This window comes from Bradyrhizobium sp. 31Argb, assembly GCF_043638955.1.
Lineage (GTDB): Bacteria > Pseudomonadota > Alphaproteobacteria > Rhizobiales > Xanthobacteraceae > Bradyrhizobium.
This window is the reverse complement of the sequence record NZ_JBEGDB010000130.1, coordinates 1-22,405: the sequence shown is the minus strand read 5'-3', so window position 1 is coordinate 22,405 and position 22,405 is coordinate 1. Positions and strand designations below refer to the sequence as shown.

Here is a 22,405-nt window from a genome sequence, read left to right as displayed (position 1 = left end):
GCGAAACTACTTCGCCGTCGTCGCCATTGCCGCCACTCTGCTCTGGATAAGGTAACTGTCCACACGGCCTAGGCCGCCAGTATGTTGAGCGCGTGTTAACGAAAGCAGCTCAACTCCAGGCTTGGGATGACGTGCTCACCTCGATCGGGATCGATATATCACACGCCATGCGGCCAGAATCTTGAAGGATCAAAATCGATTCCCTGCGCGAGCCCAGTGCCGATCGGCTGGCCCGACAGCGCGGAGCTAGTCCCCTTGGGGAGGCAACAGGGCCGCGCGGCCTGACCGCAATCACGACGAGCAATCCGAAATTGCATCTTTACGGCCGATTGGATACTCAATCGGTTTGGGGTTAGGGGCGAGAGATTTTCTCCAGATAACAATAGCTTAAGAACGTCGAAGCATTGAGGGCGCACAGCAGGTATTGTAAACTGGTCGACGCGGATATTTTCAGCGCAAAAGATCGGCTGAACGTCTATACAAGGCTAGCTGAACGGGGACAGGACGGCGGATGAAAGTTGTTATTTTGGCGGGCGGCCTGGGAACTCGCATCAGCGAGGAATCTCATCTGAAGCCCAAACCCATGATCGAAATCGGCGGGAAGCCGATTCTCTGGCACATCATGAAAATGTACTCGCACTACGGCATCAACGAATTCATCGTGTGCCTCGGCTATAAGGGCTACGTGATCAAGGAGTATTTTTCGAACTATTTTCTGCACACGTCGGACGTGACGTTCGACATGCGCGACAACAAGATGGAGATCCACGAGAAGTTTGCCGAACCGTGGAAGGTCACGCTAGTCGACACCGGCGAAGCGACGATGACTGGCGGACGGCTGAGGCGTGTCGCGCCGTATCTCCGCGACGAGACGTTCTGTTTCACCTATGGTGACGGCGTATCGGATATCGATATCGATGCGCTGATCAAGGTGCATAAGAAGACAGGACGGCAAGCAACCGTCACGGCGATCCAGCCACCCGGACGATACGGCGCGCTTCGCATCGACGACGGCAAGGTCGAACAGTTCCAGGAAAAACCCGCCGGCGATGGCGCCTGGATCAATGGCGGCTTCTTCGTGCTCGAACCGTCCGTGATCGACTACATCGAGGGCGACGCTACGGTCTGGGAGCAGGCGCCTCTGCAGACGCTTGCGGCAAAGGGGCAACTCACCTCCTACCAACATGATGGTTTCTGGCACGCGATGGACACGTTGCGCGACAAGAACCAGCTTGAGGATATGTGGGCCAAGGGCCGCGCGCCCTGGAAAAGCTGGTAGAGATGTTTTCTGACATCTATAGCGGCCTGCACGTCCTCGTGACGGGTCACAGCGGCTTCAAGGGAAGCTGGCTGACGCTCTGGCTGGAGACGCTGGGCGCGCGAGTTACCGGCATTTCGCTGCCGCCGGAAACCAGCCCAAACCACTGGGACATCCTGCGCCTCGACATCAATTCGAACTTCATCGATATCCGCGACCAGGAGGCGCTGGAGGGCGCCATTCTGAAGACACAGCCCGATATGGTCTTCCACATGGCGGCGCAGCCGCTGGTGCGCCGGTCCTATTGCAGCCCGGTTGAGACCTGGGCTACCAACGTGATGGGTACGGCCCACGTGCTCGAGGCCTGCCGCAAGCTGTCCGGGCTCAAAGCGGTGGTCGTGGTGACCACGGACAAGTGCTACGAGAACAAGGAGTGGGTTTGGGGCTATCGCGAAATCGATCCGCTGGGCGGTCACGATCCCTACAGCGCCTCGAAAGCCGGTACAGAGTTGGTGGCCGCGAGCTTCCGACGTTCCTTCTTCCACACAGCGGGCAGCCCGTTGCTGGCAACGGCGCGTGCAGGCAACGTGATCGGCGGCGGTGACTGGTCGGAAGACAGGCTGATTCCTGACGTAGTACGGTCGATCGGCGCCGGCCAATCGGTCGAGATACGCTCGCCCAACGCCACACGGCCCTGGCAGCACGTGCTGGAATGCCTGTCCGGCTATCTTCTGCTTGGCGAGCGTCTGCTCAAGGGTGATCAGTCGTGCCTCGGGGCCTGGAATTTCGGACCGGACCGCGACGGCAATCGAACGGTCAAGAATGTTCTCGAGCAGATGCAAGACGCCTGGCCGGCCGTTGACTGGCACCGCACAGATCAGGAGCAGCCGCATGAAGCCAGACTGCTGCAGCTTGATACCAGCAAGGCGCAGAGCGAACTGGGTTGGCGGCCGGTCTGGAACTTCCAGGAGGGTGTCGCGGCAACTGCCGAGTGGTATCGGGCTTGGCTCGAGCGCAATGAAGCGCTGAGCCGGATCCAGCTCGAGAGCTATATTGCTGCGGCCAGCGCGCGCGGCCTTGTCTGGACGAGGGGCCGCGGAGCATGAAACTGGTCCAAACCGATATCGCCGGGGTCTGGATCGCCGAGACCAGCGTACTTTCGGATCACCGCGGTTCGTTCCAGCGTCTGTTCTGCGCCAATGAGGAAAGCTCCATCATCGGCACGCGCAAGATCGTCCAGATCAACCAGTCGATCACCCGCGCTGTCGGTGCGGTCCGTGGCCTGCACTATCAGAAGCCGCCAATGGCGGAGATGAAGATCGTGCGCTGCTTGCGAGGTCGGGTGTTCGATGTCGCGGTCGACCTTCGCAAGGACTCGCCCACCTTCCTGAAATGGACGGCAATCGAACTTGCTCCGGACAACCGCTGCTCCTTCGTGATCCCCGAAGGATGCGCGCATGGCTTCCAGGTGCTGGAGGAAAACTCCGAACTATTGTATCTGCACACGGCATTCTATTCGTCGCCGGACGAGGGTGCCATTCGATTTGATGATCTGATGGTCGGGGTCGCCTGGCCCCTGCCGCCAAGAGACTTGTCCGCACGTGACTCCTCACATCCCTATCTTGATGCTGGCTTTAAGGGCATAGAGCTATGAAGTGCCGTCACTGTCACGCGCAACTGCAACACGTGTTCCTCGACCTCGGGCACGCGCCACCCTCGAACGCCTATCTGTCGGAAGTGCAGCTCCGCGCGCCGGAGACGACCTTCCCGCTGAAGATCCTCGTCTGCGACACGTGCTGGCTGGTGCAGACCGAGGATTATACCGCAGCGGACGAGTTGTTCTCCAGCGACTACGCCTACTTCTCATCGACCTCGCAGGGATGGCTGAGACACGCCAAGGCCTATTGCGACAAGATCACTGAAGCGTTGCACCTCACGCGCGACAGCTTCGTCATCGAGGTGGCCTCCAACGACGGATATCTGCTGAAGAACTTCGTTGCGGCGGGCATCCCCTGCCTCGGCATCGAACCGACCGCAAGCACCGCGGATGCCGCCGAGAAGATCGGCGTGCCGGTGCTTCGCGCGTTTTTTGGCGCGGCCACGGCGACAAAGCTCGCTCAAGGCGGACGGCAGGCCGACCTGATCTGCGGCAACAATGTCTACGCCCACGTACCTGATATCAACGATTTCACTGCGGGCCTGCGGATCGCGCTCAAGCCGGGCGGCACGATCAATCTTGAGTTTCCGCATCTCAAGAACATGATCGCCTGCAACCAGTTCGACACGGCCTATCACGAGCACTTCTCGTATCTGTCGCTCACGGCGGTCGCCCGCATCTTCGAAAAGGCCGGCCTGCGCGTGTTCGATCTCGAAGAGCTGCCGACCCATGGCGGTTCTTTGAGGATCTATGGGTGCCATCAAGACGATCCGCGGCAGACGACGGCGGCCATGACCGCCATGCTGGCTGAGGAGAAGCACTTCGGATTGCAGGACCTCCGCCTGTACCAAGCGTTCCAGCAAAAGGCCGACAAGGTCAAGAACGACTTCCTCGGCTTCCTGATCGAGCAGAAGCGCGCCAGCAAGTCGGTCGCCGCCTATGGCGCCGCGGCGAAGGGCAATACGCTGATGAACTATGCCGGGCTAAAGCACGACCTCATTAGCTTCATCTGCGATGCGGCACCCTCCAAACAGAACAAGTTCATGCCCGGCAGCCACATTCCCATCCTGCCTCCGGACGAGCTTGCCAGGCGCAAGCCCGATTGGGTTGTAATCCTGCCCTGGAACATCTCCTCCGAAGTCCTGCAGCAACATGAGCAGATCAAGTCATGGGGCGGCAGGTTCGTGGTGGCCGTTCCGGAGCTGAAAGTTCTGCCATGAAGGTCGTGGTGACCGGCGCGACCGGCTTCGTCGGCCGGCATGTCGTTGCCTGTTTCCTGCGCGAAGGGCATACCGTTGTCGCCGTGGCCCGCGATGCCCAGCGCGCCGCGACGATGCCCTGGCGTAAGCAGGTGAAATTCGTCTCCTGTGACCTTGCCGCGGATTTCCAGCTCGTCGTTGAGCATTCTGGAGAGGCCGATGTGCTGGTCCATCTGGCGTGGCCCGGCCTACCGAATTATCGTGATTTCTTTCACATCGGCCGTAATCTGCCGGCCGATCTCGCTTTTTTGGAAGCCGCCGTCGCGGCGGGAACACGCCAGTTGATGGTGGCCGGCACCTGCCTCGAATACGGCATGCAGCATGGACCCTTGACCGAGGAGATGGAGACTAGGCCCCATACGCCCTACGGCTTCGCCAAGGATGCGCTGCGCAAGAGCCTGGAGATGTTGCAGAAGCAGCGGCCGTTCACGCTGCAGTGGCTAAGGCTGTTCTACACGTATGGCGAGGGACAGAATCCGAACAGTCTCCTAGCCCAGCTTGATCGCGCGATCGAGCGCGGCGATGCCGTCTTCAACATGTCTGCCGGCGATCAGCTGCGGGATTACCTGCCGGTCGAAGAAGTCGCCGCCGACTTCGTCCGGGCAGCGACTAACCCAGAGCGCTGCAGCGGTGCGATCAACTGCTGCAGTGGGCGCCCAATCTCGGTTTTCGATCTGGTGCGGCAGCGATGCGAGAGCCGCGCCAGCCCGATCCAACTCAATCGCGGCCACTATCCCTACCCCGACTACGAACCGATGGCTTTCTGGGGCGTCCCCGCCAAGCTCGCTCCTTTGCGCCAGGCGACTTGAGGGTTAAAAATTGAGCTTCTTGTAGATCCGCCACGGAAGCCAGGCGACCGCAAGCGCGATCAGCCACCAAAACCGTGGAAAAAAGCACGCGCCGAAATCGCGCCCTTCCGTCGCAGAGACATAGCGCGCGACCTGTTCCGGCGTCACCACAGGAAACAGGAGCCGCTGGCCAAACGACTGCTGCGTCTCGATATATCCAAGCCGATACAGCTGCACGATGACGCCGGCACCCGCAGTGAGATGACGCAAACTCTCGAAATAGCTTTCCAGTCCACGCTTCCCCGCCGAGTAGATCACATTGGCCTTGCGGCCGCGCACGGCAGCGATCGATCCGAAGCCGACGATGCGCGCTTTGGGTCGCCGCAGCAGGCCCGGCAAGAATCGCGCCGTGACGGCAGTCACGACAGTCAGGTTGCTGTTGAGAATGGCAAGGGAAGCGTCTGCATCCAGTTGCGCTCCATCGTCCCGCCGCGAGAATCCGATCGGAAAGTAGAGTTCATCGATATCGTCGATCTCAGTGGCCGCGGCGGAAATCCGATCGGCAAAAGCGTCGGGATCGCGGGCGTCCGCGGCGACCGTGACGACAGTTGCGCCATAGACGAGGCGCAGATGCCGGGCCAAGGCATTGAGGTCTTCTGCGTCGCTTGCTGCGAGAAGAAGCCGCTTGCGGTTGGCCGCAAGCGCTTCCGATAGCGCCCGGCCGACGCCGGCTGAAGCTCCGACCACGAGGGCGGTCACAGCTTCAACCGTTCCGACAGATCCGAGCGGAACAACCGCTTCGAATCGAACGCGCGCAAGGCCTCACGAAACCGGTCCGCTTCGGGGTAACACACGTCGACGACCGCGCGCGGCAGCCGCGAGTCTTTGATGATGTTCGGGATTCCGCCAAGCTCGATCATCCGCTGGTCCAAGAACGCCATGAACATGTCGGCGTCGGCGCCGGCCGGCATGTTCAGCGCCAGCGAAATGCCGTCGCCCGTATAGCGCAGCAGATCGCGTGAGCCAGCAAAAAACTTGGCGGAGGACAGCGTGATCGGCAGCGGCTTCTCACGAAGATAGCCGTGGATTGCATCCACATAGTTCGTGGCGGCAGCGTGGGGCAGTATCGCCTGATATTCCCGGAAGCCGGCGGCGCCGAAGAACTGGAAATAGGCTTGCGCCTTGTGGGTTGGAAACAGCGCGTCGGCCAGCGCCACGACTTCCCCGTTGCGCGCGAATCGCTGCTGCCAGCGATAGAAGAAGTTCAGCATCCGCGTCGAGAGCCGGTTCAAGAGAGACACCGGTAACCTCGCGCGACCATCCGCCGACAGGACCGGTGCCTCCGATAGGCCGGGCGTTGTGGCTGGCGCTCGGTCTTGCGACACGAAAGTTCCTTGAATCAGAAAACCCTCGCCAAAGCCGGCGCCGGCCGTGCTCATGTCGTGCCATGTGTACGAAAAATCTGCATTTCGGGCCGCCTCACGCAGGCAATTGAACCCCTGCTCCGCGCTCGAGAACGGCGCAGCGCGGATCTCCACCCATGGGATTGGCGCGGCACAGGCCCGCAGCCGGGCGCGAACGATGTGGCCGGTCAAGCCGTAACCGCCGCAGGTCAGCCTGAACAATTCACCGTCGCGCTGCGGGGACAGCTGCAACGTTCCATGCGCCGGATGAACGAGCGTGACCTCTTCGACCTGGTTGATAAAGGTCCCGTCCCGGGTCTGGTTCTTGCCGTGAACGTCGGCTGCGATGCATCCGCCAACGGAAATGCGCCCATGACCCGGCTGGACCGGCAAATACAGGCCGCGCGCGGACAGAAAACGATGCAGGGCGTACAGCGTGATGCCAGTCTCCACCTCGACCACGCTGCGGCCAGTGTCGAAATCGAGCACCCGATCGAACCAGCGGTGCGAGACCGAAAGCCCGTCGGCGAGAAAACTCGCGCCCGCATAGGAAAGGCCCGCTCCTCGCGAAATTCGAGGGGTCTCGTCGATCACGCCGCGCCAGAAGCGATAGCGGTCCGGCTGCTGCAAATAGCCGCGCGCCCGCACGCCGCCGTCGAAGCTGACGAAATCATGGACCGCCTGCGGTACGCCGTCGCGCGATTGCATGGCGGCTTCGTTCAAGGCGTCACGACGGGCGGCTGCGCATGCGTATAGCGCCGGTTCATGACATAGTTCGGCCGTCCCAATCCGTTCTTGTAGGATCGCGCCACATAGAGTGCAGTGAACGACGCGGTCAAACCCAGAAAAGTACAGCCGCTCAGCACGTTGAGCAGTATCAACCATGGATTTCCGCTCAGAATCTGTATGACGCCGAGCACCCCCGTCAGCAAAAGCCACATCGGAAATACATAGATCGGTAGACGCAGCGGCAGCGTCGTCGACGAAAGAATTCCGGCGATCGCAAAGATCGTCATCCCCAACAGATTGTAGTTGGTCTCGCCCGCGATACGGCGCTCCCGCTTGTAGGGCAGACCGATGCGATTGAATCCGACCCGCGAGATCGAGGCACGAATGAAGGGGAAGGAGTTCTGTTCATTGACGATGGCGTCACGGACCTCCGAGGTCATCAAGGAAAATTCAGCCATGTAAAGAATGATATCGTCGTCTGCGAGCAGACGGACGACGTGATAGAATGCCTTGCGCATCATCTTAATCGGCCTCGCCTCCGCGCGGTCAACGCGCGCGCCATAAACGATATCGAAACCCTTCTCGTAATAGCTCGCGAAATCGAGAAGCATTTCCGGCGGATCTTCGCAATCCACATCAATGAACGCGATGATGTCGCCCTCGGCGTTTCGCAGTCCGCATTCCAGCGAGCGTTGATAGCCAACATTCGAGCTGAGCGTGATCACATAGACAAAGTCGTATTGCGCGCGCAGCTTGCAGATCTCGCTGTAGGTCCCATCTCTTGAAGCGTTGTTGAGAAATAGCAGTTCAACATGATAGTTCGCCAGCAGCTGCTGTATCACCGGCAGGGCGCGCGAAAAAAACAGCGGAACAGTTTTCTCCTCGTTATAGACGGGACAGATAATCGTAAGCCGGAGACGCTTCCTGCCCTGTGTCACTTGCCATACCCCATGGTTGATTCCAATCTCCGTGCCCGGCCGCGTCCCGCTCGCATCCAAGATGATAGTTAGCCAAGGGCTGCGGATAACTTGTTCTTATAGCCGCAAAAAGTGCCTGGGCACGTCCGCTTCGATACCCTGAAATAAGGCAACTTGAGTTGAACCGCTTCTCAGTATTGCACTGCTCTCCCTTCAAACAAGCTGCTGACGTTAGCTTCGGTATTCATCATCCCCTATTCGCAGTTGGCTCTCCATTTGCGGCAGCGAAGTTGGCATTGCCTGTATGAACGGCATCGGTCGCATTTAACACCGGCACCTGTCTTTTGCCATATCTACACTCTGCAGCTAAGCGCCGTTCCATATCTCACCAGCGCGTGGCTTTCGCGCCGGACATTAGGCACTAAGCGAGTGACGGCTGCGTTCCCTTGAGCTGCGCGGCCCGTGCGCGCGCGGACGAGCGGCGAGAACGCCGTGGTCCACCCGTCCTTCGCTAAGAGGAGGCAAATGTCGCGGGCGAGATACGACGAATGCTCGCTCATTTCCAACGGCCAGAGACCAGCGCGTTTCAAGGCCGAAACCCTAAACAAAGCGAGCAAATCGCCCGTTGTCACCACGGTCTGCGGTTTCAATGCCAATGCGTAGGGGCCAGCCCAGCCTACCTTTCGACCCACCCACGGCGATTCCAGCACACCAGCCCGATTAAGCATGTAGCATCCGTCCGAGACAAAGTCGTCGGATCCGACTACAATGCCTCCAACGGCACCGATCGTGGGATGCAGTTCAAGCAGGCGGGCCACTTCCGTTGCAGCTTCTTGTGCCTGAATAGTTAACCCGTTAGCGGCGAACAGCACAACAGCATCGGAATCAACCTTCTCCATGCTGGTCGCGTCGCCCATCCAGATCAGTTGAGGCAGATAATCAGTCTTGCGCGCAATATACAGCTCACGCGCACCGCGATATTCCGGCCAGTCCGCAACGAAGAACTGGTCGGGCTTCGCCTGACGTGCGATCTGTCGCTCGAGGACATACTTCACTGACCCTATCGAGCGGTCGTCTCCTTTCGGCTTGTGGGTTGTCGAATCGGCATGTTGCCGCCAATGATAAAGCACTTCGGGAACGTGCTCGATCCGGCCGTCCGCATTGGCGATCCGCATCACGCTGTCCCAATCGTGACACCATGTGGCGCCGGGATCAGTATAGAGCCTCAGCGACAGGGCGCGCTCACGGTTGATAGCACACAGGTGCCAAATATACGAACTGTCGAGGTTGAGTACGGGATCGAACGCAGCACGAAGATAGGGCGACACCGGCTTGCCTTCGACGAGCGCGTCTTCGTCGGAAAAAATCATGTCCGGCCGGTCCAATCGCTCGATCGAACTCGCCAAGATCTGAACGGCATCCACCGTGAGCAGGTCATCCGCATCTACCGGCACGATGTAGTCGCCCTGGGCTTTATCCAGTCCGCGACGCATGGCACCCATGATACCGAGCGACGCCGGCTCAACGACGATCGTTGCGCGCCAATGATCGGCGCCCTCGCGTACGATGTGAGCAAGCGCGTCCGGCGCAATCGGCCCGTGTGCGACAATGACCCACTCCAGCGGCTTTAAAGTTTGCGCCACAACTGACGCCGCCAACGCGTCGAGTAGGTCGATTCTCGTGCCTTCATAAACCGTCGTAATGAGCGAAACCGAGACCGTCTGAGCCGGGAGCTGGTAGCGCGACTGCCGCCGGGCAATATGCATGTCGAGCCAGTCGGAGTAGCCGAGAAGCCCGGCGTGGAGGCGCGCCAGATGCTGGAGATTGGCCTCGGGGTGGACTTCCCGGTAGGCGAGTTCCCGCTCAAGACCGAGCCTCGGGGAATAGACCCGCTGGTCGGGGATCATTGACCAGAAGCGCGACAACCAACGCGCAATCCCTTTGTGGGACGCAACCGCGGTGTAGGTCCTGTCGACACGTGCGCGCATGAAGGGCGAATAGACCACTCTCCTGCCCCCTTCTGCCGCCATCGCGCCCAGCCAAGGGCCGAGCATTTCAATCGCGACATCTTCGCGCCGCAGTTCACCTAAGCACTGCTTCAGAAACGACGTCCTGACGACGCAATGCGCTGTCGAGACTGCCGAAGCCGTATGTGGCTTCCACATCCGCGCGCCGTAGCCAGGATCGGTCAGCGCGCGCCCCTGATCCGGACAATCGCAACCATCGCCGTAGCCAAAAACGCGGGGACCATCCACGACTGCGGAGCCGTCGTGCAGCATGCCGCCGACCATCACCGCATCAGCGAACAATTCGAGGAGCGCCATCGCGTCCCAGCGCCACTCGTCGTCGAGCGGCAAAACGCCGTTCCATTGCAGCTGGACGAGATCGCTGTCGATTCTCTCGATCGCATCGGCGATATCGGAAACGTTTCCGCGCCCCAGCACGATGGTCGCAGCGTCCGGCAGCGCGTCCGAGGCGTCATTCGCGCCAATCAGGACCGTCTGAATCGATTGCGCATCCAATCGCTTTCGCCGGAACCACCAGTCCACATTGTACTGGAACAGTGGGCTGTTCACGAGCTCGACATTTGTTGCGCCGGAGCGATCAAGAAATCTCTGCAGCGTCCGCCGGTGGGACTCGGTGATGTAGGACTTCGATTCGATGTTTCCAGACGTCGATGCGGTATGCATGCGCCAACTGTAAAGCACTTCCGGAACATGCGTCGGCTTTTTGCCGGCGAGCATGAAACGGATAAAGCTGTCCCAATCGTGGCAGCCTTCGGCAGAGCCGTCGCTGTATAAGCCAAGCTGAATCGCCAGTTCGCGATCGATGGCACAAAGATGCGCAATGTAACACGAGTGCGGGAACAGCACGGGATCCCAGTCCGGCTTGAAATACGCCGAATGAAACCGCCCCGAGTCCAGCTTGTCTTCGTCGGTAAAGAGCAGCGCAGGATAATTGTTATCCTCGATGAAGCGAGTGAGAACGTGGACGCAATCGGGCTCGATCAGATCGTCGGAATCCAGCGGCAGAATATAACGCCCAGACGCCCGTTCAAGACAGTACCGCATTCCGCCGATGATACCTAGATTGCTCTCGACGCGCTCGAGCCGCACGCCGGGATGGCGTGCGAGCCTTACAAGGGTGCCGCGGGTGCCCTCCTCTGTGGAGCCGTTGTCGAGGATCAGCCATTCGAAATGCATTCCCCCGTCCTGAAGAAAAACACTGTTGCCAAGCTCTTCGAGGAATCGAGGATCAGTGTTGTAGGCCGTGGTTACGAACGAAAGCAGGCCGGGCGTCTGATGGTACATTCCATCCCGTCGACGACGGGCGAGACTCGTCTTACGGTAGGCCTCGTAGTCGCTCTTCGCCACCGACGGCAGGCCCGGCGCCACCGATCGCGCGGTTTCCAGCGCTTGCTCGCGCATCCCTTCCAGGCGCGCAAGCAATTCCGTGACGATTCCGTTGAGGCTCTGATCCCAGTCTGTCGGCAATGCGATCGCGCCGGAGGAATCGTAACTCGGCAGCCCGCAATTGATCCGCCCTGCTGCGTTCTCGATAGCCTGCCCGACGCTTTCGGCATTCGGCTCCGCAACGATAATGTTCGGCGAGAACGCCCGCATGCGATCCGCCGTCTTTACCGAGAAGCTGTTGGTAACGACCAGCTTGCCCGACGCAGCCATTTCCAGCGGCGGATAGCTTGGATGCGGCGACAGCATCAGCGACAGCAACAGATCGGCCGTGCGCACACGCTTGGCGTAGTCGTCGAAGCTCATCCATGGCAGCGGATTGAGCATGACGCCTTCGCCGAGTGCAATCGGCGGAAGCTTTTCGCCCATCGACCAGACTTCCCAATTGTCCTTGTCGATCGCGCCGGAGGCAACGGCGCGACGCAGCGCAACGAGGCCGAGTTCGAACAGGTTGCGGCGTGCAATGCTGGGGCGGGCGTAGAACAGCAGCACCTTCTTTTTGGATTGAGAGGCGATGGGAAAATAGTGGGTGCGATCCAGGGCAGGATTGAACCATAGCGCATCGGCAACAAATGCCGGGTCTGCGAAGCGCCCCGCACCTTCCCGGACCAAATGGTCGAGCAAGAGTTGGGTATTGATCAGTGGGATATGGGGCAGGCCATAGGTTTCGAGCGCACGGGCCTGAAAGGTGGAGCCCTCGTGCAGAATTGGCTCGAAATCCTGAATCAGGTAAATGAATGCCTTATTAGCAGTATTGGCGACGGCGTACTTCGCAATTTGGGCGGTCCACCAGGCAGTCGCGAAAAATACATCGCGGATCCCGATCGAGATCGGCTTGGTGCGGTCGAATCCATCGACGATCTCGATGCGGTCCCGGGCGACCGGCCGGTTCAACAGTCGCTCCATGTAGGGGAATAGCGCGGCTTCTTCACCCTCCAGCGATGCATCGCAGGCGATCATCCGGATCCGTTCGCCGCGTTCCGCCAACATGGACGCGAGCAGCAGCGCGGTATTGGGACCGCCGGACATGCTTTTCAGGCGCAGACTCGGCAGCAGTACGTTGACGGAGGGACGATCGGCGAGGTCGTCCGCCACCTCGAGATTTAGCGGAGGGCTTAGGTGGTAGCCTGGCACTTGCGAACGGGCCTCGACATCAGAGGCGCGCGTCGGTTCGGACGCAGCGATCTCCAGGCTGCCTAGCGGAAGCGAACTCGAATGCAGGTCGAACGAACTGATCAGCCCACGATCACGAACATATTGACCGATGGCGCGACCCAGCTGGGTGTCCCTCATGTGCTGTCGATAAAAAGCAAATCCATGTCGCAAGACAAACCTGCGAAGACGATCGGCGATCTTCGGATTGCTCCTTGAAAAGGACCGCCAGGGCGACTTCACGCCTGCGCTGAGTATCCGACGAAGACTGCCGGTCCGCGCGTCGGACGCCAGACTTCGCATGCGAGTTGCCAAAAGCCGCGGGATCGCCATTATTCGCCAACTGGTTGATCTGCGGATTTCATCGAGCTCGCGACTTAGCTGTTCGTTTCGCTGCTTCAGGTCCAAGAGCTCGCGATTCAGATCCGAATTGATCCCGGCCGAAGTGGCAAGGTCGCGCACGATCTCGGGGAACATCTCGTCGGGCGGCGCAGATCGATTGGTCCAGATATTCTTGCTTTCGTCGAAGAGCGGATCCAATTTGTACGGAGTGCCGCTCCATTCCTGGTTGGCCGGAACCACCGACTCCACGGTGCCGGAAATAACGCGCAGACCGAGGCCGTTGTTTGCGGCGGGCGATTTTCTCACCACGCACATCGAATTGATGAATTCGACCGAATGAACCAACGCCAGACTTTCTTCGGGTAGCTCGCAGCCGTATTTGCCAAAGATGCCGCGCAGAATTTCGCCGCGGGCCTTGGGCACCCCCCAATGCTCATGATTGATGACATCCGCAAGGCGCTTGAAAAACGTGATCGAGGAATAGGGATAGTAGAGCCCGCCTTCGAACTTATCCCAGTAACTGCAATGCAGATCCTCGGCGACGAAGATTCCACCCTCCGCAAGATGTGGAAAATACAGCGCGAAAGTCCTAATGATCTCGCTGGACAGATGGGACCCGTCATCGATCACGATGTCGAACTGTCCGGACCTCTGCAGTATCAGCTCCTGAGTCTGCGGATCATTCGCATCGCCGACAATGATGCCGATGCGCGGATCATCATACGTCAGGCGCTCGCAATTCGGATTGATGTCACAGCCGACGATCGCTTGCGCCTTCGGAAAGAATTGAGACCAGATGTCCAGCGAACCGCCGTTCTGGACACCAATCTCGAGCAGCCGGACCGGATAATTCCGCATCGACGCGAACAGGCGCTCATATTCATCGAGATAGAGCGTCCACTTGTCGGACATCTTTCCGGTGTGGTTGGCGTAGAGCTCGTGGAGCGTTCGTTTAATCATTCGTAACCTTCAACTCTACCCGCCCGAACGGAATGCCGACGAGCCCGTAACGAATCTTGCTTGAAGCCACGTTGACGATTAGCGCGTCATGCATCCAATGATGCTGAATGTTTTCGTAGCAGTCGCCGTCCGCGACTGATGCCATGACGGCGTACTGCCCGTTGGGAAGCATTGGCAGACGGAACTCGAACACACCCTCGAACGTCGCTCCGGGCTTGACGCGAATCGGCGTTCTATCGGTGAACGGAAGGGTATTCTCTCCGAACAGATCCTGTCCCAACCGATCCCGGATCAGAAATCCCAGGATCGGCTTCTCCAGTGGACCATGCGCCTTGGCGCGGACTGTCATGCGAACGCGCTCGCCGCCTTCATATATCCCCTGCTGACCAGCCGACAATTTTGTCAAAGAAACGGATTGAATTTCAGCCTGTCCGGTCTTCCAGCCGGTCGCGACGGCGGTATTGTCGCGCACCTTGGCCACGGCCCCGTAATCCACAGCCAATGTGTGCGGATCCTCCGGCGATGTTTCAGACGCTGGCCCGCCAACCGTTTGGTCCGACGCGACCGAAATCAACTTGGCCTCTTCGCCATAAACTTCCTGGAGCGTGAACTGAAGGTAAGTTTCAGAGACCTCTTTGGACGTGCCGGTCATCCGGACCTGACCGTGGGACAGCCAGATCGCGGATTCGCACAGATTCTGCACGGCGCCGGTATCATGGCTGACAAACAACAAGGTGCCGTGTTTTTGAAACTCTCGGATGAAGCGCATGCATTTTTGAGTGAACACCGCATCCCCGACTGCGAGCGCTTCGTCGACCACAAGAATGTCGGCGTCGACATGTGCAATCACGGCAAACGCCAGCCGGACATACATTCCGCTCGAGTAGGTCTTCACCGGCTGCTCGATGAATTCGCCGATGTCAGCAAATGCGGCTATCCGCTCAAAACGCTTGTCGATCTGCGGCCGCGTCAACCCATAGAGCGTTGCAGCCATATAGACATTCTCGCGACCGGTGAATTCCGGATTGAAGCCCGCTCCGAGCTCGAGCAGCGCAGCCACACGACCGTTTATCTTGATCGTACCGCCGCTCGGATTTAGAGTTCCGCAGATCATCTGCAATAGGGTCGATTTTCCGCTGCCGTTGCGCCCGACGATACCGACCGTTTCGCCCTTCTTGATCTCAAACGAAACGTCTCTCAGCGCCCAGAACTCACGAAAATACTGCTGCGGCGCCTTGCCAATCAGCGCCTGCAACCGCGGGAATAAGGACTGCTTCAAACGGTCGTGCGGCTTGTTGTAGATCTGGTAGCACTTACTGAGGTTCTCTACCTTAATCGCGGTTTCGTCAAAGGACATCGGCGAATCCCCGGCGCGTCTTTTGAAACCAGACAAAACCACACCACGCGACGAACGCCCCGCCCAGAAGATAGATCAGAAACATGGACAAGTCCGGCACCTTTCCCCAGAACAACACATCCCGCGTCTGCTCGATCGCGGGCGTGATCGGATTGAGGAACAACAGGCTGCGATATTTCTCCGGAAACGCACTCACTGGATAGAAGATCGGCGACAGGAACATCAGGACCGTGGTGATCATGCCCATGAATTGCGCGACATCGCGCAAATAGACACCGAGCGAAGCCAGAAACCAACTCACCCCCAGGATAAGAAGCAGTAGCGGCAGCAAAACCACCGGGATCAGCACGACCGTGAGATGCGGCACTCCAAACAAGAACAGATACGCAATAAACCACACGCACAGGCTCACCGCGCCATGAAAGATCGCCGAACCGAGCGCAACACAAGGAAGTATCTCCAGCGGAAAAACCACCTTCTTGACGTAGTTTACGTTGCTCAGGATCAGGCTGGGCGCGCGGTTCAGGCATTCCGAGAAAAGCGTGAATACGATCAGTCCGGGAAACAGCACCATCGCAAACTCAGTCTTCGAGTCGCTCCCGACATTCCAGCGCATCTTGAAGACGGCGCTGAAGACGAAGGTGTAGATGACGAGCATCAGAATCGGATTGAAAAACGACCAGAAAAGCCCAAGCACCGACCCGCGATAGCGCCCGACAACTTCCCGTTGCACCAAAGCGCGCATCAGGTCACGGTTGCGCCACAGGCGTGCCAATATTTTCACAGGAGAAATCGAAAAAACCTGCATCAGGCAACCGCTGCAACTGCAAATCGCACGACCGACGATTCGTTACTGAGCGACGCCTGGTAGTGGACGATCCGCGTCACCGCAACATCAAGATCGCACCCAATGATGCCGCGCACGGGCGCCGACGCGGTTAGGCGTTGCCCTGAATACCCGGACGGGTCAGGCGGCGTATCGCCACGGTGAACATTCTCGGGAACGTGCATTTGCTTCTCACTGGGAACTTTGGAATCGGCTCAGACATAGGCGAAAAGCGGCTGTAGCGCAGCGCGCCCCCGTTCGCCCTCCGTTCGCCCCCTTCGGCGGCCTATTTACCAACCAATGCAGTGCAGCACAATCTAACCCCAGTCTACCACGGGCAATTCTGCCCCCGAAACAGCTCCGCAATGAGGGTTAATGGTCCGACGGCGAATAAACGTCACGGCGAATAAACGTCGCGGACAGTCAAACCGACGACTAAGGTTCCGGGGAGCGGGTTGCGGCAGAACATGCTCCATATAGCGTTCCCACCCTCCCAATCGGGTTCAAGCCGTGGGCATCGCTAACGGAGCGCGGGCGGCCGTCTCAACGGTCCGCAAGCCTACCTGGATTCATCGCCCCAGGTCATCGTCGCGAAGGCGCGCTGCTCGGCGGCGTTCATATCGTCAAACGCTCGGGTCTGGTTGTCCCTGACGAGTAGGTTATGCTGGCTGCCAAGGCGAAACGTGCCGCTTTTGGCCCATCTGTCCATCTCGTAAATGCATCCATCGCCACCCACCACGACAACCTTCAGACCGCGTTGGAGCATGCGTTGAGTCAGGGAGTCCGGGCCGCTCTCGAACAGATATGAGTCGTTCTTGGTGTCGATCGAACCTGGCAGCGCATCGAGAAAAATCTGCCGCTCGATCATAAATGCATTCGACCTGATGTGTGGATTGGGAAACGCCGGAATCTCATTCAGGCGTGCCAACCTGCCACCAGGAGCAATTTCGCCCGCCCAGTACGCTTCGAACTGGTCGTCAAGCGCGTGGTCGCGATCCGGATTGGTCGTGCGCGCCGCGAAATAGGAAACCACCCTGACGACCAGCTTGATGGCAAGCCGCTTCGGCAAGCGCGTCCTGATCACCTGGAGCAACCAGTTGAAGCTGGCAAGCTTGGGAAACCCCCGATTCTGAAGCTGCCATACTCCCTTTCGGACGCGCTTCATGGTGCTAAGGGGGCTCTCGTAGGAACCGGTGGCACCGGCGATTCCAACCGTAGGATCAGCGAACGCCGAATGAAGTTTACGAAGCCAGTTATCCGATGCGATTTCGGAGAACGTGTTGAAAAAGACCACGTGCTTGTGCGGCAATTGCCTCGCCGCCTTCGCATAGGCGTTGATGTCGAAGCCGTCATCTGACACGGAGACGGCGTGCGAGAATGCGCGTTGCAGGATTTTGTCTTGCGCGACTTTTCCGTCCGGAAATCCTTTCCGTATGACCACACGGTCATGCGCGATCCCGGGCGGATGCCGCTCCCAGGATTCAACGAAATTCGCGACCGGCTTTACGCCTTCCGCGTAGCGCGCCAGATAAACGACCGCCAGATCGCTGGAAAATGCGGAAGGGGATCCTGGCATGTCGTTGTCCTTGGCTGCTGGATCTCCGGGATCATGGTAGACTACGTTGTTGCTATGATCGGCGAGCCTACGTTTACGTTTTCTTTGCAAGGTCGCTAACGTAGCGTGCATAGGCGCTCTTTCCCAGCGCGGCGCCCAAACGTTCCAACTGATCGCGATCAATATAACCCTGGCTAAAGGCCACCTCTTCCGGACAGGCAATCCGAAAACCCTGCCGTCGCTCAAGCGTGCCGACAAAATTGGCAGCTTCCAAAAGGCTATCTGACGTTCCAGTGTCCAGCCAGGCAAAGCCGCGTCCCATTCGTTCGACTGCCAGTTCCCCCCGGGCGAGGTACGCGCGGTTCACGTCGGTGATTTCCAGTTCCCCGCGCGGCGACGGCCTGATATTGGCAGCAATATCGACGACGCGGTTGTCGTAGAAATAGAGTCCAGTCACTGCGAAGTTCGACTTAGGCTGCAGTGGCTTTTCCTCGATCGAAGTGGCGTTTCCCTGTGCGTCAAATGCGACCACGCCATAGCGCTCGGGGTCGGTGACATGATAGGCGAAAACCGTCGCGCCTGTGGTTCGCGACACGGCATTGGCGAGCAGCGCCGGCAAACCATGCCCAAAGAAAATATTGTCACCGAGGATAAGCGACGAGGGACCGCCTTGCACAAATTGTGCGCCGATGATGAACGCTTGCGCCAAACCTTCGGGGCGAGGCTGAACGGCGTATGACAGAGACAGTCCCCAACGATTGCCGTCTCCCAGCAGAGCCTGAAACAGCGGCAAATCGTGCGGCGTCGAAATGATCAGGATCTCCCGGATGCCGGCAAGCATCAACGTGGTCAGCGGATAGTAGATCATCGGCTTGTCGTAAACCGGCAATAATTGCTTGGAAGTGACCAATGTCATCGGATAGAGGCGGGTCCCACTACCACCGGCAAGGATAATGCCTTTCATATGCGGCCCCAATTCAACGCGGACTAAGTCGATCCAAGCGATTCGCCAACGAACTTTTCATCGGCTGGATAGTATATCAAAAACGGCTTCCAGCCTCGCCCTCGACAGCCGCGAATTCGCCAGCCTCCTGACTGGCGCGGGATAGTCGGAACTGGTGATCGGGTCAACCGGAACAGAGCGCCCGCCGCGCTCGGCGCTAGGCCGAATAATCTCGCACGCAAATGCATACCAAGTCAGCGTATACCGTCCGGCAAAGCGCTAACCCCTGCAAAATCTGAAAGCCGGCCTCAGTTCACAAGCTGGCTGTGCCATATCGACGATAGCACTCGCGATATCGGGCGCATAGGTCGGACATCCGATCTGAATCGTCGACCACGCGGGACCGATCGCGTTCACCTGCTAAGCGAAGCATGGTACGCACGAAGTTGCTGCCAAAAGGACAGCCTAGCCGCTTCACGCAGAGACCTTGCCACCTGGCCCTGGGCCCCAATTACGTACACCCGCATTATTGCCTTACGCCTTTACGAGACCAAGACCAAGACGCTCACCGCTATAAACCTTGTCACGCAAGGGCTTCCACCAGTCGGCGTTATCGAGATACCAACGGACGGTTTTTTCAATACCGGTCTCAAAGGTCTCCCGTGCGCGCCATCCCAATTCGCTTTCCAGTTTGCTTGCATCGATCGCGTAACGCCGATCGTGGCCCGGTCGATCAGTGACAAAGGATACGAGGTCGTGGTGCGAATGATTGATCGGCCGGAAATTATCCATCCAAGAACAAATCTGACGAACCACATCGATGTTCTTCCGCTCGTTGCGGCCGCCGATATTGTAGGTTTCGCCAGGACGGCCCTTGACGAGGATTAGCCCGAGCGCGCGCGCATGGTCTTCCACGTGAAGCCAATCGCGCACGTTGGAGCCATCACCGTAGACTGGTAAGGGCATGCGATCGAGGGCGTTGAGAATGATGAGAGGAATCAGCTTCTCCGGGAAGTGATACGGGCCGTAGTTGTTCGAGCAATTCGATACGATAACTGGCAAGCCATAGGTCCGCTGCCACGCCTTTGCGAGATGATCGGAGGCGGCCTTCGTGGCTGAATAGGGAGAACTCGGATCGTACGGTGTTGTTTCGGTAAACAATCCGTCGTCGCCAAGAGAGCCATAGACCTCATCAGTCGAGACATGGATAAAACGGAAATCAGCTGCCTTGCGCGACGATGCGAGATAGCGGCGCGCGGCCTCGAGAAGCGTAAATGTGCCCATGACATTTGTTGTCACAAACACGTCCGATCCGGAAATCGAACGATCAACGTGGCTCTCGGCAGCCAGATGAACCACGGCATCGGGTTGATATTTGGCAAAGATCGCATCGATCGCGGCGACGTCGCAAATGTCGTGCCTTTCAAAAACATACCCATCACGAGATGCAACCGGCGCGAGCGATGCAAGATTTCCAGCGTAGGTCAGTTTATCGACGATAACAACTTCATGTTCCAGATCTGCGATGAAATGACGGCTAACAGCCGATCCAATGAAGCCAGCCCCACCCGTCACGAGTACGCGCATTTATAGATTTCCTACTGACCAAAGTGAAAGGCTGGAGGCGCATCTTGCGAGGCCCGGATGCTTTCCATCCTTGTCTGACAGAGTGATGTCAGCGTGCGCGAGCCGCCAATCTATGCCCAGCGCCGGATCATCCCACGCAAGGCCACTGTCGCACTCCGGCGTGTAATAGTCCGTGACCTTATAGATAACTTCGCAATTTTCCTCGAGCGTGACGTAACCATGGGCAAAGCCCGGCGGGACCCATAATTGGCGCCAGTTTTCTGCAGATAGTTCAACCCCGACATGGCACCCATAGGTCAGCGAACCGACCCTGATATCAACGCCGACGTCGTAGATCGCCCCGCGCTCGCACCTTATAAGTTTACCCTGGGCATGTGGAGCCAACTGAAAATGTAACCCCCGCAGCACTCCTTTCTGCGCGGAGTAAACATGGTTATCCTGAACGAACGCTACTTCCAGCCCGTGAGCCGCAAAGCTATCCGCGCGAAAGGTTTCGGAGAAGAATCCACGCTGATCGCCATGTTTCTTCGGCGACACCAGCAACAACTCGGGGATCTTCAATCGCTCAAATTGCATAAGGCGTGCCGCCATTTTAGAATATGTAATCGGCCGCCTTTACAACCTTACTCAGGACCCGAGGTCAATCCGATATTTTATGCTCGTTACATCCAGGGACGTGTTCGATAGCAAGGGCGCCAGCCAGCTGTTGTCGACCTGACGGGCTTAAGATTTCTGCATCTCATTGATATCTAAGCTTTTATGCCTTTTGAGCTGAGCCCCGCCTTTCGTCCAGCTATGGCAAGAATCGTTGCTTCATTTTGAGCCCTGTTGGCTCGGTGGTGCAATGGGACGGGGGCCCCCGGTGTAGCGCAGCGTCCCGTCCGTCCCTTTGCATGGCGGGGTGCTGATCTTGGCGTGAGCCGCAGGTGCGAGATTGCCGAGGCCACTGTGTGGTCTGATCGTATTGTAGTCATCCTTCCAAAGCGAGAGGGCCTCGCGGGCATGACCAAGTGAGCTGAACAGCGTCTCGTTGAGCAACTCGTCGCAGCTGTCCATTGAAGCTCTCCACGAAAGCGTTCTGCTGCGGCTTGCCAGGCGCGATGTGGTGCCACTCGACGTGCCAGTCCTGTGATCAGCGCAGGATCACCATGCCGGTCAGCTCGCTGCCGTTGGCGGCGACAATCAGAGTGGGTCGGCCGCAAACTGTGATGACGGTATCGAGTTCGCGCACAACCCGCAGAGCAGGCAGCGAGGTATCGCCGACCAACGCCAGACACTCTCCCGCGAAGTCGTCGACGATTGCCAGGATGGGGAAGCGACGGCCGTCAGTTATCGCATAGGGTAGGAAGTCCAGGCTCCAACGTTGATTAGCAACCTGCAGGATCGCCACCGGGGACCGTGTTCCAGCGCCCGTTTGCACCTGCGGGGAAGCGGAAAGCTGTCGTCCATCGGCGGCTGCATGTTCTGCTCAAGCGGGAGGGCTATCTGATCAACCACAAGAAGCTCTTCCGGCTCTGTCGGGAAGAGAAGCTGTCGGTGCGCCGCCGTAGCGATCGCAAGCGAGCGATCGCGACCAGGGCGCCGATGCTGGTGCCGATGACGCCGAACGACCGCTGGTCGCTCGACTTTGCGTCGGATCAGCTTACCGACGGCCGCCGCTTCCGCATCCTGACCGTCGTCGATGATTGTACCCGCGAGTGCCTGGCGCTGGTGGCCGACACCTAGCTCTACGGCATCCGCGTGGCGCGGGAACTGGACCGACTGATGATCGAGCGCGGCAAGCCGAAGATGGTGGTCAGCGACGACGGCAGCGAACTCACCAGCAATGCCATCCTGACATGGGCCGATCACAGCCGCGTCGAATGGCATCGACATCACGCCGGGCAAAACCTATGCAGAGTGCCTTCATAGAGAGCTTCAATGGGCGCTTGAGGGACGAACTCCTGAACGAGACGTTGTTCACGTCACTGGCCCAGGTTCGCATTGCCGCCGGATTCTGGCGGGCCGATTACAACGACACACGACCACACTCGCAACTCGGATATCGAACCCGGTCCGAGTTCGCCTTGACCTGCCACTCGCGCCGGATCTGGCGCTGCGCTATGCTGAGGGCGCCACGCCAGCTCCGTGAGCGTCACGAGAGGATCGCCGTGCCCGGCCTTGACTTGCGCGGAATGCTTTGGATTGCCCGATCGGGGTGAT

General features: G+C 58.8%; 15 protein-coding genes and 3 pseudogenes. 6 read left to right on the top strand and 12 right to left on the bottom strand.

The genetic code is table 11. From position 1 onward, the window contains the following. Positions 1-511 precede the first annotated feature (511 nt). Genes rfbF through AAFX91_RS23505 form a run of 5 tightly spaced genes read left to right on the top strand, consistent with a single transcriptional unit; the run spans position 512 to position 4,983 of the window. Entirely contained in the window at positions 512-1,279 is a 768-nt protein-coding gene (gene rfbF / locus AAFX91_RS23525) for a glucose-1-phosphate cytidylyltransferase (RefSeq protein WP_130578651.1), read from the top strand. Positions 1,280-1,281: 2 nt separating this feature from the next. Next, on the top strand, positions 1,282-2,364 hold the full coding sequence (gene rfbG, locus AAFX91_RS23520; protein ID WP_394568075.1) for a CDP-glucose 4,6-dehydratase: 1,083 nt from the start codon (positions 1,282-1,284) through the stop codon (positions 2,362-2,364). Then, positions 2,361-2,912 carry a dTDP-4-dehydrorhamnose 3,5-epimerase family protein gene (locus tag AAFX91_RS23515; RefSeq protein WP_282527658.1) on the top strand — a complete coding sequence of 184 codons (552 nt, stop codon included), beginning with the start codon at positions 2,361-2,363 and terminating at the stop codon, positions 2,910-2,912. Before rfbG ends, AAFX91_RS23515 begins: the two co-directional genes overlap by 4 nt. Continuing rightward, positions 2,909-4,135 carry a methyltransferase domain-containing protein gene (locus tag AAFX91_RS23510; protein WP_394568074.1) on the top strand — a complete coding sequence of 409 codons (1,227 nt, stop codon included), beginning with the start codon at positions 2,909-2,911 and terminating at the stop codon, positions 4,133-4,135. The genes AAFX91_RS23515 and AAFX91_RS23510 overlap by 4 nt, the downstream gene beginning before the upstream one ends. After that, positions 4,132-4,983 (top strand): NAD-dependent epimerase/dehydratase family protein, encoded by an 852-nt coding sequence (locus AAFX91_RS23505; RefSeq protein WP_394568073.1) that lies wholly within the window; start codon positions 4,132-4,134, stop codon positions 4,981-4,983. Before AAFX91_RS23510 ends, AAFX91_RS23505 begins: the two co-directional genes overlap by 4 nt. A gap of 3 nt (positions 4,984-4,986) precedes the next feature. Here the strand turns inward: AAFX91_RS23505 and AAFX91_RS23500 are convergent, their stop codons facing one another. The 12 genes and pseudogenes from AAFX91_RS23500 to AAFX91_RS23445 form a co-directional block, all read right to left on the bottom strand. Then, positions 4,987-5,721, bottom strand: coding sequence for an SDR family NAD(P)-dependent oxidoreductase (locus AAFX91_RS23500; RefSeq protein WP_394568072.1), 735 nt, complete (start codon positions 5,719-5,721; stop codon positions 4,987-4,989). Beyond that, entirely contained in the window at positions 5,718-7,073 is a 1,356-nt protein-coding gene (locus tag AAFX91_RS23495) for an FAD-dependent oxidoreductase (protein ID WP_394568077.1), read from the bottom strand. Before AAFX91_RS23495 ends, AAFX91_RS23500 begins: the two co-directional genes overlap by 4 nt. Positions 7,074-7,084: 11 nt before the next feature. Beyond that, on the bottom strand, positions 7,085-8,032 hold the full coding sequence (locus tag AAFX91_RS23490) for a glycosyltransferase family 2 protein (RefSeq protein WP_394568071.1): 948 nt from the start codon (positions 8,030-8,032) through the stop codon (positions 7,085-7,087). 332 nt (positions 8,033-8,364) lie between these two features. Then, entirely contained in the window at positions 8,365-13,935 is a 5,571-nt protein-coding gene (locus AAFX91_RS23485) for a glycosyltransferase (protein ID WP_394568070.1), read from the bottom strand. Next, the gene (locus AAFX91_RS23480) at positions 13,928-15,292 is read right to left on the bottom strand and encodes an ABC transporter ATP-binding protein (protein ID WP_394568068.1); all 1,365 of its coding nucleotides are present in this window, start codon (positions 15,290-15,292) and stop codon (positions 13,928-13,930) included. Before AAFX91_RS23480 ends, AAFX91_RS23485 begins: the two co-directional genes overlap by 8 nt. Further along, a complete protein-coding gene (locus AAFX91_RS23475; RefSeq protein ID WP_130579469.1) occupies positions 15,282-16,100 on the bottom strand; it encodes an ABC transporter permease in 819 nt (272 codons plus the stop codon). Before AAFX91_RS23475 ends, AAFX91_RS23480 begins: the two co-directional genes overlap by 11 nt. A 577-nt stretch (positions 16,101-16,677) precedes the next feature. After that, entirely contained in the window at positions 16,678-17,805 is a 1,128-nt protein-coding gene (locus AAFX91_RS23470) for a hypothetical protein (protein ID WP_394568067.1), read from the bottom strand. Continuing rightward, a complete protein-coding gene (rfbA, locus tag AAFX91_RS23465) occupies positions 17,768-18,637 on the bottom strand; it encodes a glucose-1-phosphate thymidylyltransferase RfbA (RefSeq protein WP_130579470.1) in 870 nt (289 codons plus the stop codon). Before rfbA ends, AAFX91_RS23470 begins: the two co-directional genes overlap by 38 nt. A gap of 57 nt (positions 18,638-18,694) precedes the next feature. Next, a pseudogene (locus AAFX91_RS23460) lies at positions 18,695-18,877 on the bottom strand (sugar nucleotide-binding protein); the annotation flags it as partial. A gap of 273 nt (positions 18,878-19,150) precedes the next feature. Further along, a complete protein-coding gene (rfbB, locus tag AAFX91_RS23455; RefSeq protein ID WP_130579471.1) occupies positions 19,151-20,203 on the bottom strand; it encodes a dTDP-glucose 4,6-dehydratase in 1,053 nt (350 codons plus the stop codon). Further along, positions 20,204-20,794 (bottom strand): dTDP-4-dehydrorhamnose 3,5-epimerase, encoded by a 591-nt coding sequence (gene rfbC / locus AAFX91_RS23450; protein ID WP_245476279.1) that lies wholly within the window; start codon positions 20,792-20,794, stop codon positions 20,204-20,206. 300 nt (positions 20,795-21,094) lie between these two features. Further along, positions 21,095-21,608: pseudogene (locus tag AAFX91_RS23445) on the bottom strand (integrase core domain-containing protein); the annotation flags it as partial. Positions 21,609-21,625: 17 nt separating this feature from the next. On the opposite strand from AAFX91_RS23445, the pseudogene AAFX91_RS23440 reads away from it, so the two are divergent. Beyond that, positions 21,626-22,334 (top strand): annotated as a pseudogene (locus tag AAFX91_RS23440) (IS3 family transposase); the annotation flags it as partial. Positions 22,335-22,405 lie beyond the last annotated feature (71 nt).

What these genes read in the sequence shown, in the direction of transcription:
- rfbF (WP_130578651.1), top strand. Translation starts at nt 512, where the DNA reads ATGAAAGTTGTTATTTTGGCGGGCGGCCTGGGAACTCGCATCAGCGAG.
- rfbG (WP_394568075.1), top strand. Translation starts at nt 1,282, where the DNA reads ATGTTTTCTGACATCTATAGCGGCCTGCACGTCCTCGTGACGGGTCAC.
- AAFX91_RS23515 (WP_282527658.1), top strand. Translation starts at nt 2,361, where the DNA reads ATGAAACTGGTCCAAACCGATATCGCCGGGGTCTGGATCGCCGAGACC.
- AAFX91_RS23510 (WP_394568074.1), top strand. Translation starts at nt 2,909, where the DNA reads ATGAAGTGCCGTCACTGTCACGCGCAACTGCAACACGTGTTCCTCGAC.
- AAFX91_RS23505 (WP_394568073.1), top strand. Translation starts at nt 4,132, where the DNA reads ATGAAGGTCGTGGTGACCGGCGCGACCGGCTTCGTCGGCCGGCATGTC.
- AAFX91_RS23495 (WP_394568077.1), bottom strand. Translation starts at nt 7,073, where the DNA reads ATGCAATCGCGCGACGGCGTACCGCAGGCGGTCCATGATTTCGTCAGC.
- AAFX91_RS23485 (WP_394568070.1), bottom strand. Translation starts at nt 13,935, where the DNA reads ATGATTAAACGAACGCTCCACGAGCTCTACGCCAACCACACCGGAAAG.
- AAFX91_RS23480 (WP_394568068.1), bottom strand. Translation starts at nt 15,292, where the DNA reads ATGTCCTTTGACGAAACCGCGATTAAGGTAGAGAACCTCAGTAAGTGC.
- AAFX91_RS23475 (WP_130579469.1), bottom strand. Translation starts at nt 16,100, where the DNA reads ATGCAGGTTTTTTCGATTTCTCCTGTGAAAATATTGGCACGCCTGTGG.
- AAFX91_RS23470 (WP_394568067.1), bottom strand. Translation starts at nt 17,805, where the DNA reads ATGCACGCTACGTTAGCGACCTTGCAAAGAAAACGTAAACGTAGGCTC.
- rfbA (WP_130579470.1), bottom strand. Translation starts at nt 18,637, where the DNA reads ATGAAAGGCATTATCCTTGCCGGTGGTAGTGGGACCCGCCTCTATCCG.
- rfbB (WP_130579471.1), bottom strand. Translation starts at nt 20,203, where the DNA reads ATGCGCGTACTCGTGACGGGTGGGGCTGGCTTCATTGGATCGGCTGTT.
- rfbC (WP_245476279.1), bottom strand. Translation starts at nt 20,794, where the DNA reads ATGGCGGCACGCCTTATGCAATTTGAGCGATTGAAGATCCCCGAGTTG.